We start from the raw sequence: 12,986 nt of genomic DNA, 5'->3' as shown, positions 1-12,986 counted from the left end.
CAAAAATCCCCGGCGGCGCCAAGGCGCGGCCGGGGAGGCGCAAGGTGTTGCTTCTATTACACGATCGTCAGGGTGACGTCGATATTGCCGCGCGTGGCGTTCGAGTATGGGCACACGATGTGGGCAGCGGCAACCAGCGCTTCGGCGGCGGCGCGGTCCATGCCCGGCAGCGAAATCTTCAGTTCGACTTCAATGCCGAAGCCCGTGTCGATGGCGCCGATGCCGACGTTGCCTTCGATCGACAGGTCCGCCGGCACAGCGATCTTGTCGCGGCCGCCGACGAATTTCATGGCGCCGATGAAGCAGGCCGAGTAGCCGGCGGCAAACAGCTGTTCCGGATTGGTGCCGACGGCGCCATTGCCGCCCAGCTCTTTTGGCGTGGTCAGCTTGACGTCCAGCACATTGTCGGACGACACGGCACGGCCTTCGCGGCCTCCGGTGGCGGTGGCTTGAGCGCGGTACAGGACTTGTTTGATCGACATGATGGTTTCCTTTAGGTAGATAAATAGGTGACTACTAAATAGTGTGCTACTTGTTTCGTGGGCGGTGGCCCCAGGATGCCCGTCTGAAGAAGTAAATCCGGCGTCCATGTGCTCAATATATATCGTGCGCTATTTAATTGCAAGCGATTTTATTTTGTGGCCGTATCCCTTTGCCCTTTATTTTCTTGCTTTTGTCGCCAGTATTGCCCTTCCATCGCATAATGGCCACCGCCGCCGGGGCCGATGGTTATGCTTGGCCCACTTCTACGTTCCAGGGAAAAACCATGACCAGCCTCTTCTTTATCCTTCGCCTCACCTTGGCCACGATGCTCACCTACATCATCGCCACCGCCCTCCTGGTCGAGAACTTCTTGCGCCATATTTTCGGACATACGGAAGGCTTCTTTGTCATCGTCGGCGCCCTGCTGGCCTGCACCGTCGTCACGAATGCGTTTTCGCATGTGCGCCGCGTGCGCCTGATCGCCGGCGCCGTGAATGCGGGCACCCTGTCGAGCCGCCAGCGGCGCCAGATCGAGATCCCGTTCGAGGCGGGCGAAGCGTTCGACATGGTCGACGCGGCCATCCGCGAACTGCCGGGCAGCGAAGTGGTGGAAAGCGCGCGCGACAGCCTGCAGGTGCAGGCGCGCGTGCGCCGCGCGGCGCCGTACACGCATACGGGCCTGCCCCGCATGCGCGTGCTGGGTTTCCTCGAGCCGCGGCCGAACCAGATCCTCGCCACCGTCACGCCGAATGGCGAGGCGGGCAGCGTGACCCTGATCTGCGAGCCGGCGCGCAATGCCTGGACCGACTGGTTCCTCGTCGACCATGGCAGCAACCTGGAAAACGCGGAGGCGGTGACGCGGGCGATGACGCGCCGGGTGGCGCAGCGCCGCCGCGGCGAGCAGGCCGAGGCGCGCCAGACGGTGACGGAAAAGGAACTCACGGTGGCCAAACTGAGCCTGCTGCATGCGCAGGTGGAGCCGCACTTCCTGTACAACACGCTGGCCAGCGCGCAGCTGCTCACGCGCAGCGACCCCGTGCGCGCCGATGCGATGCTGGGCAATCTGATTTTATATCTGCGTCACTCGCTGCCGCGCACGGAGCAAGCCATGTCGACCCTGGGCACGGAGCTGGAACGGGCGCGCGCCTACCTCGACATCCTGAAAATCCGCATGGGCGAGCGCCTGAACCTGCAGATCGAAGTACCGCAATACCTGCGCCAGGTGGAACTGCCGCCGATGATGCTGCAAACCTTGGTGGAAAACGCCATCAAGCATGGCCTGGAGCCGAAAAGCGGCGGCGGCACCATCTGGATCATGGCGCGCAGCGGCAATGGCACGGTGATCGTCACGGTGGCCGACGACGGCAAGGGTTTCAGCGACGACGGCGCCGGCACGGGCATTGGCCTGCGCAATGTGCGCGAGCGCCTGCGCCTGACCTACGGCAATGCCGCCGCGTTTGCCATCGTCGCCAATTTCCCCGATGGCGTGACGGCCACCATCACGGTGCCGGACAGCACGGCGCAAGGAGTGTCGTATGCATCCGCCTGAAATGACTTGCGTCGTCGCCGAAGATGAAACCCTGCTGCGCGATGCGCTGGTGGCCCTGCTGGCCGAAGAGTGGCCGGCATTGCGCATCGTCGCCGCCTGCGACGACGGCGGCACGGCGCTCGAGGCCATCGCCACGCGCAAGCCCGACGTCGCCTTCCTCGATATCCGCATGCCGGGACTGACGGGGCTGGAAGTGGCGGCCGGCGCGCTGGAAGCGAGTCCCGCCACGCAGGTGGTGTTCGTCACGGCCTACGACCAGTATGCGATCGATGCCTTCGACAAGGGCGCCGTCGATTATTTATTGAAACCGATCGGACGCGAGCGCCTGCAGGCGACCCTGCAGCGCGTGCGCGCGCGCGCGGGCAAGGCCCCGGCGGTCGATGGCGCGCTGGCCGGCCTGCTGCAGCAATTGAGCCGCGCCTTGCCGGCGGCGGCCAAGTCGCCGCCGCTGGTGTGGCTGACGGCCAGCAGCGGCAAGGATACGCGGCTGATCATGGTGGAAGACATCGCCTATTTTCAATCCGACACCAAGTACACGGCCGTCATGACGGCGGACGGCGAGGCGCTGCTGCGCAAGCCGATCCGCGAACTGCTCGACGTGCTCGACCCGGCCATTTTCAAGCAGATCCACCGCTCCACCATCGTCAACATGAAGATGGTGGCGTCGGTGACGCGCGACGAGGTGGGACGGGGCGCCCTGCGCCTGAAAACGCGGCCGGAAACCCTGGCCGTGAGCCAGCCGTTCATGGCGCTGTTCCGGAATATGTAGGCCGGCTTAATCAGCCGTCTCGAAACCTTCGAGCACATTGACGACATTGATGCCGATTTCCTTCACCGCATAACCGCCTTCGAGGATGAAGGCGGTGGGCAGGTTCAGATGCGCGAGGCGTTCGCCCACGCGCAGGTAGTCGCCGCTTTGCAGGGAGAAATGCGACAGCGGGTCGCCCACGAAGGTGTCGACACCGAGCGACACCACCAGCGCATCGGGCGCGTACATATTGATGCGCAGGCAAGCCGTTTCCAGCGCGGCGAACCAGCTGGCCGTGGACGTGCCGGCCGGCAGCGGCAGGTTGACGTTGTAGCCGAGCCCCGCGCCGCTGCCCGTCTCGTCGGCGTGACCGAGGTAAAACGGATATTCGCTGCGCGGGTCGGCGTGGAGGGAAGCGAACAGCACGTCGTCGCGTCCGTAAAAGATGCTTTGCGTGCCGTTGCCGTGGTGGTAATCGATGTCGAGAATGGCGACCTTGCGGGCGCCGTCGTCGAGCAGATGCTGCGCGGCCAGGGCCGCGTTGTTCAGAAAACAGTAGCCGCCAAAGAAATCGCTGCCCGCATGGTGGCCCGGCGGGCGCGTCAGGGCGAACGTGGCCCGCTCGCCCAGGCGCAGCGCGTGCGCCGCATTGACGGCGCAGTCGGCGCCCGTCTTGGCCGCTGTCCACGTGCCGGCCGTCAGCGGCGTGCCGTTGTCCATCGAGTACAGCCCCAGCTTGGCCGTGAAGTCGTCCGGTTCGATGTCGCTGCGCAGGGTGCGTACGGGCCACACGGATGGCAAGGCGTCCTTGTTGGCGTTATCCGGGTCGAGCGCCAGCCAGTCGTGCCAGGCATGGCGCAAAAAATGCAGGTAACGGGGCGTGTGGATGCGCTCCAAGGAGGTCAGCGGCACGCCGTGCGGCGTGACGATGCGGCCCAGGTTGCGCCGCCCCAGCTCGGCCACCACCATGTCGGCCCGTTCGGGTGTCTCGAAGCAGGGCACCATGGTGCCGCGAAACATCTCGAAGCGGCCCCGGTGCTGGCCGTGCAATTCATTATAGAAGGTCAGCATCGGGCGTTTTGCGCAAGGTCAGGTGTGCGAACACAGGGTGCTGGCGCGGTAGGCGGCGACGAAATCGTCGAAGCTGCCGGCCGGCGCCGCTTCCATGGCACGCTGCTCGGCCAGCGAGTTGGCGGCCATCTCGTCGAAATACGCGCTTTGCCCGGGTGTGGGCGGATGCGCGCGGAACCAGGCGGCGTGGCGTTCGCTTTGCTGCAGGCCGAAGGCGGCAAACGAGCCGCCGTTGGCGCGCAGCTCGGCCAGTACCTTGGCCGATGGCGTCGCGTCCGCGTCGGCCAGTTTACGGGCCTGCGCCGCCAGGCTGTCCGCATGCTGCGTGCCGCCTTGGCGCGCATCGAGCAAGGCCGCCACGGGGGCGATACGGGCCAGCAATTCCTCGCCCCACGCTTGCAGAGTGATGTCTTCGCCATCGCGGCGCAGGCTCAAGCCCGGCTTGCGGCCTTCCTTGACGGTGCGGGCGAAATTGTTCGTGTAGCAGGCGCTTTGCTCGGCAGAAATCGGCGCGCTGTCGTCGAGCGCGCAGAACAGCAAAAACGCGTCGAGGAAGCGGCCCGTTTCCAGGCTGATGCCCACCGGTTCGAACGGGTCGACATCCATGCAGCGCACTTCGATGTATTGCACGCCGCGCAGGCACAGGGCCTGGATCGGGCGCTCGCCCGTACGGATCACGCGCTTCGGACGGATGGTCGAATAGTATTCATTTTCGATCTGCAGCACGTTGGTGGACAACTGTATCCACTCGCCATCCTTTTTCGTGCCCAGCGCCGCGTACGGCGGATACGGATCGTTGACGGCGTGCGTCAGCGCGTTGACGTAATCATCGAGGCTGTTTTCGTGCGGGCGCAGGCCGGACTGGGCATCGTTCTGGTAGCCGAGGTCGCTCATGCGCAGGCTGGTCGCGTACGGCAGGAACAGGGTGTCGTCGGACAAGGTGTCGAGCTTGTGCGCGCGGCCGCGCAGGAAACCGGCGGACAGGGCCGGCGAGGCGCCGAACAGGTACATCAGCAGCCAGCTGTAGCGGCGGAAATTGCGGATCGTCGCCAGGTAGCTTTCCGACTGCACATCCTTGGCCGAGGCCGTCGCGTGCGCGGCGCTGGCGCGGGTGTCCGGATGGCTGGCCAGCACTTGCCACAGCTGCTCGTCGAGCGAATAGTTGTAATGGATGCCGGCGATGCATTGCATGGCCTTGCCGTAGCGCAAGGCCAGGCCGCGCCGGTAGACGTGCTTGAGCATGCCCATGTTCGAGCTGCCGTAATTGGCGATCTCGATATCCTCCTCGGGCGGCAGCTGGCAGGGCATCGACTGGCTCCACAGCAACTCGTCGCCGAGGCGGCTGTAGGCGTGGCGGTGCACGGTATCGAGCTTGTCGAGCGTGACGGCGATGTCGGTTTCGGCCGGCGTGATGAATTCGAGCAGCGCTTCGGCGTAGTCGGTGGTGATTTCAGGGTGCGTCAGCGCCGAGCCCAGGGCGGCGGGGTGGGGCGTGGAAGCCAGATGGCCGGCATGGTCGACGCGCAGGGTTTCACGCTCGATGCCGCGCAAGCCGCCCAGCAGCGCGCGGTTGGCATCTTCGGTCAGCAATGCCAGGCGGCGAGTCAACAGGTTGGGCAATTTGAGCTTCCTTTCTTGTGCAGCATATAAATAATTTGTGCTGAGATTAACCGAATTTTGGCAAATGCGTCGGCGTCGGCCCAAAAAACGCCGCGTCGCCAGCGTCCGTCCCGGGGAATTGGGACGGCGCTTCGGTCAGGAATTCGCTTGATATTTTAACAAACTGCGGGGGATCTGGCGCGCCGCTGGGTCAAGCTTTGCGCAGGTGGCAACGGTCAGCCCAGGCGGGCGCCGCTGACCCGTTCGATGCCGGCCAGGTCGCGCCAGCTTTGCACCTTGCTGTAGCCGGCAGCGGCCAGCAGCTCGCGCACCTGGGCAGCCTGGTCATAGCCGTGCTCCATCAGCAGCCAAGCGCCGGACGCCAGGTGGCGCGCGGCGCCGGCAACGATGGTGCGCAGGGCCGACAGGCCATCGGCATGGTCGGTCAGTGCGCCCGCCGGCTCGAAGCGCAGATCGCCTTCGGCCAGGTGGCGATCGCCGCTGGCGATGTACGGGGGATTGGAGACGATCAGGTCGAACTTTTCCGTGCCCAGCGCTTCGAACCAGTCGCTGGCCATGAAGGTGATGTTGACGCCGTTGGCGCTGGCGTTGCGGCGCGCCACGGCCAGCGCCGTGCTGCTCACGTCCAGGGCCGTGACGACGGCGTCGGGGCGCGTGTGCGCCAGCGCGACGGCGATGGCGCCGCTGCCCGTGCCCATGTCGAGCACCCGTCCGCCGGGCGGCAGGCGCTCGAGCGCCAGTTCCACCAGCACTTCCGTGTCGGGGCGGGGAATCAGCACGGCCTCGTTCACTTCGAACGGCAGGCCGAAAAATTCGCGCTGGCCGACGATGTAGGCGATCGGCTCGCCTTGCAGGCGGCGCGCCAGCAAGCCCGATAAACGTTCGGCCTCATCGGGAGTGAGCACACGCTCCGATTGCGTGATCAAGCTGACGCGTGACAGGCCCAGCGCGTGACCGAGCAGGATGCGGTTGTCGAGCGGATCGAGCAGCGGACGGATTTGCAGGGCGCCGACAGTGCTGCCGGCAGGGATCAGTGTTTCTGGCATAAATGAATGGTTATTGTTTGCGGCGCAGCAATGTCCACAACATGGTGATGGCGAAGATGGCGAACCAGATGAATGCCCATTGCGGAATCGACAGGCCGAAAAACGGCTCGCCGGCGTTTTCGCAAGCGCCATACGATTCAAACATGAAGGGCATGAGTTCGGCCGTGAAGACCTTGTTCAGCGCCGTTTCCACCGGATCGATGCCGCACGAGAAGCCGGGGTTGGCCAGCACGTACAAATGCTTGGCGCCCACGCCCATGCCGCCCACGGCCGCCAGCAAGCCGATGCCGGCGCCGATTTTCGGGCGGTTGGCGGCGGCGCCCGCCAGGCAGGCGATGCCGATGGCGAGGAACAGGTAGCGCTGGATCACGCACAGCGGGCACGGCGCCATGTTCATGGCATGCTGCAAATACATGGCCACGCCCAGCATCAGGAAACACAGGGCGGCGGTCAACAGGAGGACGGTGCGTGAATTTTTCATGGGCGACACGGTGAGGTGGATGGAATCGAGCTGGTCATTTTCGCACAAGGGCCGATTTTTATTGCTTAGCCGCTACTTAAAGCTGTCGGCTTACGCGCTGCGCGCCAAGCCGACCTACAAATTGCGGCGTAGGTCGGCTTAGCGCAGCGTAAGCCGACACAACGGCGCCAGCGTTTAGTCGCCTAAAGCAGCCAGCAGTTCCGCCTGGTGCTCCGCCGCCAGCGCATTCGTCAGTTCCGTCAAATCCCCATCCATGATGAAGTCGAGCTTGTACAAGGTCAGATTGATGCGGTGGTCCGTCAGGCGGCCTTGCGGGAAATTATAAGTGCGGATGCGCTCGCTGCGGTCGCCCGAGCCGATCAGGCTCTTGCGCGTGGCCGCTTCCTTCGACTGCTGCTCGCGCAATTGCACGTCCTTGATGCGCGCGGCCAGCACTTTCATCGCCTGCGCCTTGTTCTTGTGCTGGCTGCGGTCATCCTGGCATTCGACGACGATGCCGGTCGGCAAGTGAGTGATGCGCACGGCCGAGTCCGTCTTGTTGATGTGCTGTCCGCCCGCGCCCGAGGCGCGGTAGGTGTCGATGCGCAGGTCGGCCGGGTTGATGTTGACGTCTTCCACTTCGTCCGCTTCCGGCATTACGGCCACCGTGCAGGCCGAGGTGTGGATGCGGCCCTGCGTTTCCGTGGCCGGCACGCGCTGCACGCGGTGGCCGCCCGACTCGAATTTCAGCTTCGAATACGCGCCATTGCCGACCACGCGCACGATCACTTCGCGGTAGCCGCCCAGGTCGGAATCGGACGACGACACCAGCTCCACCTGCCAGCGGTTGCGCTCGGCAAAACGCGTGTACATGCGCAATAAATCGCCGGCGAACAGGGCCGATTCATCGCCGCCCGTGCCGGCGCGAATTTCCAGGAAGATATTGCGCTCGTCATTGACGTCCTTCGGCAGCAGCATGGTCTGCAATTCGCGCTCCAGCTGCGCCATGGTGGCTTTCGCCGCCTCGATCTCTTCCTGGGCGAATTCCTTCATGTCCGGATCGGACAGCATTTCTTGCGCCGTGGCGATGTCGTTGCCCGCTTCCTGGTAGGAGCGGTACAGGGCCACCAGCGGGCCCAGCTCGGCGTGCTCGCGCGTCATCTTGCGGTAGCTGTCCATGTTCGACGTGGCGTCCGGATGCATCAGCAGTTCGTCGAGTTCGACCAGGCGGTTCGCCAGTTGATCGAGTTTGGCCAGCATGGATGGTTTCATAGCGATTCGCGGTAAAAAGAGTGTAGGAATGATGCAAGCCCGGCAGGCGGGCAGGGGTAGCCGCGCGCGGGCGGCCAGCGGGGCTGCGCTAACGGCGGGGGCGGAACAGTTTCGGCAGCAGGGTGACCAGCTGCTTGCGCTCGTCGCCTTGCGCATGGTGCAGCGCCTGCTGCGGGCCGTGCAGGAACTTGGCCGTCAAGCCTTTCGACAGCGCTTCGAGCACGGCGTCGATGTCGGCGCCCTTGGCCAGCATCTTGCGCGCCCGTTCCACTTCCAGCAGGCGCAAGGTTTCGCTGTTTTCATGCAGATGCTGGATGACGGGCACCATGGCGCGGTCGTCGACCCAGCTCATGAAGGATTGCACGCGCGTTTCGATGATGGCCTCGGCTTGCGCCACGGCCGCCTGCCGGCTTTCCAGACCCGTCTGCACGACCTTGCCCAGGTCGTCGACCGTGTACAGGAAAACGTCGTTCAAACGGCCCACTTCCGCCTCGATGTCGCGCGGCACGGCCAGGTCGACCATGAACATGGGCTTGTGGCGGCGCGCCTTGATGGCGCGCTCGACCAGGCCCAGGCCCAGCAGCGGCAAGGACGACGCCGTGCACGAGATGACGATGTCGAACTGGTGCAGCTGCTCGGGCAGGTCGGCCAGGCGGATCGCCTTGCCGTTGAACCGGTGCGCGAGTTCCTCGCCCCGTTCCATGGTGCGGTTGGCAATGGTGATGCTTTTCGGGTTTTGCGCCGCAAAGTGCGTGGCGCACAATTCGATCATTTCGCCGGCGCCGATGAACAGCACATTCTGTTCGGCGATCTTGTCGAAGATGCGCTGCGACAGGCGCACGGCGGCGGCCGCCATGGATACGCTGTGGGCGCCGATCTCGGTGCTGCTGCGCACTTCCTTGGCCACCGAAAAGCTGCGCTGGAACAACTGGTGCAGATAGGTGCCCAGGCCGCCCGCCTCGTCGGCCGTGCGGATGGCGTCCTTGATCTGCCCCAGGATCTGCGTTTCGCCCAGCACCATCGAGTCGAGCCCGGAGGCGACGCGGAAGGTGTGGCGCACGGCATCGTGCTGCGGCAGCATATATAAGTGGGGGCGCAGCTCGCTGTAGTTGAGCTGGTGGTAGTCGGCCAGGAAATGCGCGCCCGCGTCGAGCGGATTGGGCACATGGCTGGCCGCATACAGCTCGGTGCGGTTGCAGGTCGACAGGATGGCCGCTTCGTCGTTGTCGCGCAAGTCGATGCGCTGGAACCAGGTGCGCGCCGCCATCACCGCCTGGCCCAAGTGCTCAGGCGCAAACGCCAGCTGTTCGCGGAGCGACACTGGGGCGGTGGTATGGTTGAGGCCGACGGCGAGCAGTTGCATTTCAGGGCTGTTGGATGACTTATGGCGACATTATAACGCTTTGTGCCCGCGCTTTGAGCAGGTCAGCCGTTTGCCGCCGTTCAGCCGCCCAGTTTTTCCAGCCGATAACCGTAGCTGTAGACGGGCACGAGCCGGTAGCCGTGTTCCGGTTTCAGCTGCAGCTTGTTGCGCACGCGCGAGACGTGGGTATCCATGGTGCGCGAGGGCAGGGCCGTGTCGCGCTGCCACACGGCTTCGTGGATGTAGGCGCGCGACAGGGGCCGGCCCAGGTTGCGGAAAAACAGCAGCGCCAGGGCGAATTCCTTGTGCGTCACGTCCAGCACTTCGCCATCGCGCAACAGGCGGCCGGGGCGGGTTTCAAACGTGTAATGACCGAATTGCAAGTACTCGGCGCCATTCTGGGCCGGGTACGCCACGCGCAGCAGCGCCTGGGTGCGCAAGGTCAGTTCGCTGCGCCGCAGGGGCTTGATCATGTAGTCGTCGGCGCCTGCCGTCATGCCCGCCACCACGTCGTCTTCGCCGGAACTGTTGGTCATAAACAACACGGGCGCCTTCGGCGCCAGTTTTTCCCGGGCACGGCGCAAGACTTCCGCACCGTCCAGATCGCTCACATGCCAGTCGAGGATGAGCATGTCGCAACTGTCCTTGCGCAGCTGCCCCAGCATTTCCTTGCCACTCTGAAATTCGTGGCAAGCGTGGCCGGCGGCGGTGAGCACCTGGCAGATCAGTTCTGCCTGGCTATGGTCGCTATCGAGTACGGCAATTCGCATAATTGGCTGGAGTGTGTAGCAACAAACAGACGGTCTGCTCTGCTTATCGTAATGTTAAGGAATGCTCAAGTGAAATATAACAGAGATTGCAACTGTGTCCAGTGAAATCGGAGGGCAGACCCTTTACGTTACACTTGGTCATCTACCCCCTACTAGCGGAGAAGCGGCCATGCCAGACAAGAGTACTACCGATTGGACCCTGATACCGGCCAGTCGTGCCGAAATCGAGCAAGTGCGCGAGCGTTGCCGGCGCCTGGTGCAGCGGCGCGCCATGATGTCGGCGGGCGCCTCGGCCATTCCCATTCCCGGCATCGACCTGATGTCGGATGTCGGGCTGTTTTCCATGCTGATCAACGATATCAACCACGAATTCGGCCTCACGCCCGAGCAGATCGAGCGCCTGAACCCGCAGTTCAAGATGATGGCCTATCGCGCGGCGGTGGGCATGGGGGGCATGCTGGTAGGAAAGCTGGTGTCGCGCGAACTGATCCTCCACCTGCTCAAGCGCAGTGGCGTCAAGATTGCCACCAAGCAGGTGGCGCGCTTCGTGCCGTTCGCCGGCCAGGCGGTGGCGGCAGCCATCGGCTACGCCGTGTTCCGCCAGATCGGCAACCAGCACGTGAACGCCTGCGCCGCGGTGGCGCAGGAATTGCTCACGGTCAGGCCGGAATAGACCTTACGCGTCCGGCAGCACCACGTTGACATCGAGGACTTCCAGGTTGCCCTGGCGGTCCAGCGAGATCTTGATGTCGTCGGCATTCACCTTGGTGTACTTGGAAATGACGGCGATCAATTCCTTGTGCAGGGCGGGCAGGAAGTCCGGACCATCGCGTCCGCTGCGTTCGCGGGCGATGATGATCTGCAGGCGTTCCTTGGCCGCGGTGGCCGTCTTCGGCTTGGGGGGGAAGAGGAAAGAAAGCAAGGCCATATCACTTCGCCCCAAAAATGCGCTGGAGTAATCCAGGCTTTTCATAGTTGGTAAAGCGCAACTCGACCTCTTCGCCGAGGAAACGCGAGACCACGTCTTCATAGGCTTGCGCCACGTCCGTGCCCGTGAAATGGATGGCCGGATTGCCCTGGTTCGAGGCGGCCAGCACTTGCTCCGATTCCGGAATGATGCCCACCAGCGGGATGCGCAGGATTTCCTGCACGTCCTGGTAGGACAGCATTTCATCCGATTCCACGCGTTTCGGCGAGTAGCGGGTGATCAGCAGATGTTCCTTGACCGGCTCGCCGCCCGTCTGCGCGCGGCGCGACTTGGCTTGCAGGATGCCGAGGATGCGGTCCGAATCGCGCACCGACGACACTTCCGGGTTGGTGACGATGATGGCTTCGTCGGCGAACGTCAGCGCCATCAGCGCGCCATGCTCGATGCCGGCCGGCGAATCGCAGATGATGAACTCGAAACCCATGTTGATCAGGTCGTTCAACACGCGTTCCACGCCTTCTTCCGACAAGGCATCCTTGTCGCGCGTCTGCGACGCGGGCAGGATGAACAGGTTGTCGCAGTGCTTGTCCTTGATCAGGGCCTGGTTCAGGGTCGCTTCTTTATTGATCACATTGATCAGGTCGTAGACGACGCGGCGCTCGCAACCCATGATCAGGTCGAGGTTACGCAGGCCCACGTCGAAGTCGAGCACGGCTGTCTTGTGGCCGCGCATGGCCAGGCCAGTGGAAAAACTGGCGCTAGAGGTCGTCTTGCCGACACCGCCCTTGCCGGACGTCACAACAATAATTCTTGCCACAAATAATCCTTTTCAGATATCTCTTGAATTGTGCAGCTTAAGAGCGGTTCACGGGAGTGACCGGATTGACAGAGTGTATATCGATTCTGTCTCCAGCCAAACGAATTTGCGCGGGTCCGCGCGCCATTTCTGCGGGGAAACCATCCTCGAACGTGCGGTACACGCCGGCGATGGAGACCAGTTCCGGTTCCATGGCCAGCGCGAAGATGCGCGCCTGGGGATTGCCCGAGGCGCCGGCCAGCGCGCGGCCGTACAGCGAGGAATACACGTGGATGCTGCCGTCGGCGATGATTTCGGCGCCATTGTTGACGACGGCGGTGATGATCAGGTCGCAGCCGCGCGCATAGATGCGCTGGCCGGCCCGCACGGGCGTGTCGATCACCATCACTTGCGCATCGGCGCCCGCCTGGGCGGCCGCCGTGGGGATATCCTTCGGGCCATCCTTGGGCGGCGCATCGTCGCGCGTCTTGCCGCTGTCGAGGCTCAAGCCTTGCGCCAGGATGGCGTCATGCATGTCGGTCGGCGCATTGCGCACGGCCACGGCGTTCAAACGGTACTTTTTCAGCAGGGCCACCAGGGCGGCCCAGTCGATGGGGACGCTGCCGGGCGGCAAGGCCGCCACGTCCAGCACGGCCAGGTCGTCCTCGAAAAAGTCCGCCACGCCTCCCGTCATGTCGCGCAAGGCGGCATCGAGTGCCTGCGTATCGGCGCTATGCAGAATGGCGGAGACAGCAACGACGGTGGAAATCTTGATTTCGATAGGCTTCTGCGACGGGCTTTTGGACATAAACATTTATCAAAGTGAAACTGCGGCAGGCCAGATGTTCCGTACGGCAACAATGGGAGCAGTAAATTTCTT

Annotated in this window: 14 protein-coding genes; 3 read left to right on the top strand and 11 right to left on the bottom strand. The window is 63.7% G+C overall.

Going from position 1 to position 12,986, the window contains the following annotated elements; genetic code table 11:
* Positions 1–56: 56 nt before the first annotated feature.
* Positions 57–482: an organic hydroperoxide resistance protein gene (locus ACQ4WQ_RS14960; RefSeq protein ID WP_326457011.1), complete on the bottom strand. Its 426-nt coding sequence runs from the start codon at positions 480–482 to the stop codon at positions 57–59.
* 284 nt (positions 483–766) lie between these two features.
* Between ACQ4WQ_RS14960 and ACQ4WQ_RS14955 the strand changes: the two genes are divergently transcribed.
* Both ACQ4WQ_RS14955 and ACQ4WQ_RS14950 read left to right on the top strand, forming a co-directional pair.
* Entirely contained in the window at positions 767–2,032 is a 1,266-nt protein-coding gene (locus tag ACQ4WQ_RS14955) for a sensor histidine kinase (RefSeq protein ID WP_326457012.1), read from the top strand.
* On the top strand, positions 2,019–2,801 hold the full coding sequence (locus ACQ4WQ_RS14950; RefSeq protein WP_436498073.1) for a LytR/AlgR family response regulator transcription factor: 783 nt from the start codon (positions 2,019–2,021) through the stop codon (positions 2,799–2,801). Before ACQ4WQ_RS14955 ends, ACQ4WQ_RS14950 begins: the two co-directional genes overlap by 14 nt.
* A 6-nt stretch (positions 2,802–2,807) precedes the next feature.
* On the opposite strand, the gene ACQ4WQ_RS14945 is transcribed toward ACQ4WQ_RS14950, so the two are convergent.
* The 7 genes from ACQ4WQ_RS14945 to ACQ4WQ_RS14915 form a co-directional block, all read right to left on the bottom strand.
* Complete coding sequence (locus ACQ4WQ_RS14945; RefSeq protein WP_326457014.1) at positions 2,808–3,851, bottom strand: histone deacetylase family protein; 1,044 nt, start codon at positions 3,849–3,851, stop codon at positions 2,808–2,810.
* Positions 3,852–3,869: 18 nt separating this feature from the next.
* Positions 3,870–5,471, bottom strand: coding sequence for a glutamate--cysteine ligase (gene gshA, locus ACQ4WQ_RS14940; protein ID WP_436498071.1), 1,602 nt, complete (start codon positions 5,469–5,471; stop codon positions 3,870–3,872).
* 215 nt (positions 5,472–5,686) lie between these two features.
* Positions 5,687–6,517 (bottom strand): peptide chain release factor N(5)-glutamine methyltransferase, encoded by an 831-nt coding sequence (gene prmC / locus ACQ4WQ_RS14935; RefSeq protein ID WP_436498069.1) that lies wholly within the window; start codon positions 6,515–6,517, stop codon positions 5,687–5,689.
* A gap of 10 nt (positions 6,518–6,527) precedes the next feature.
* Positions 6,528–6,998, bottom strand: coding sequence for a disulfide bond formation protein B (locus ACQ4WQ_RS14930; RefSeq protein ID WP_436498067.1), 471 nt, complete (start codon positions 6,996–6,998; stop codon positions 6,528–6,530).
* 174 nt (positions 6,999–7,172) lie between these two features.
* Complete coding sequence (gene prfA, locus ACQ4WQ_RS14925) at positions 7,173–8,249, bottom strand: peptide chain release factor 1 (protein WP_326457018.1); 1,077 nt, start codon at positions 8,247–8,249, stop codon at positions 7,173–7,175.
* 88 nt (positions 8,250–8,337) lie between these two features.
* The gene (gene hemA / locus ACQ4WQ_RS14920; RefSeq protein ID WP_070313089.1) at positions 8,338–9,612 is read right to left on the bottom strand and encodes a glutamyl-tRNA reductase; all 1,275 of its coding nucleotides are present in this window, start codon (positions 9,610–9,612) and stop codon (positions 8,338–8,340) included.
* An 80-nt stretch (positions 9,613–9,692) separates the two neighbouring features.
* A complete protein-coding gene (locus ACQ4WQ_RS14915) occupies positions 9,693–10,382 on the bottom strand; it encodes a response regulator transcription factor (protein WP_046681910.1) in 690 nt (229 codons plus the stop codon).
* A 169-nt stretch (positions 10,383–10,551) separates the two neighbouring features.
* Here ACQ4WQ_RS14915 and ACQ4WQ_RS14910 point away from each other — a divergent pair, with 169 nt between their 5' ends.
* Positions 10,552–11,055 (top strand): hypothetical protein, encoded by a 504-nt coding sequence (locus tag ACQ4WQ_RS14910; RefSeq protein WP_070313088.1) that lies wholly within the window; start codon positions 10,552–10,554, stop codon positions 11,053–11,055.
* A gap of 3 nt (positions 11,056–11,058) precedes the next feature.
* On the opposite strand, the gene minE is transcribed toward ACQ4WQ_RS14910, so the two are convergent.
* Genes minE through minC form a run of 3 tightly spaced genes read right to left on the bottom strand, consistent with a single transcriptional unit; the run spans position 11,059 to position 12,914 of the window.
* A complete protein-coding gene (minE, locus tag ACQ4WQ_RS14905; protein WP_034752886.1) occupies positions 11,059–11,310 on the bottom strand; it encodes a cell division topological specificity factor MinE in 252 nt (83 codons plus the stop codon).
* Between the two features lies 1 nt (position 11,311).
* Positions 11,312–12,127, bottom strand: coding sequence for a septum site-determining protein MinD (gene minD, locus ACQ4WQ_RS14900; RefSeq protein ID WP_034752889.1), 816 nt, complete (start codon positions 12,125–12,127; stop codon positions 11,312–11,314).
* 37 nt (positions 12,128–12,164) lie between these two features.
* Positions 12,165–12,914 carry a septum site-determining protein MinC gene (gene minC, locus ACQ4WQ_RS14895; protein WP_436498064.1) on the bottom strand — a complete coding sequence of 250 codons (750 nt, stop codon included), beginning with the start codon at positions 12,912–12,914 and terminating at the stop codon, positions 12,165–12,167.
* Positions 12,915–12,986: the final 72 nt, after the last annotated feature.

The sequence above is a fragment of the Janthinobacterium goodfellowi genome, assembly GCF_051380695.1.
Lineage (GTDB): Bacteria > Pseudomonadota > Gammaproteobacteria > Burkholderiales > Burkholderiaceae_D > Janthinobacterium.
Note: the sequence above shows the minus strand (reverse complement) of the source record. Positions and strands in the feature narration are given on the sequence as shown.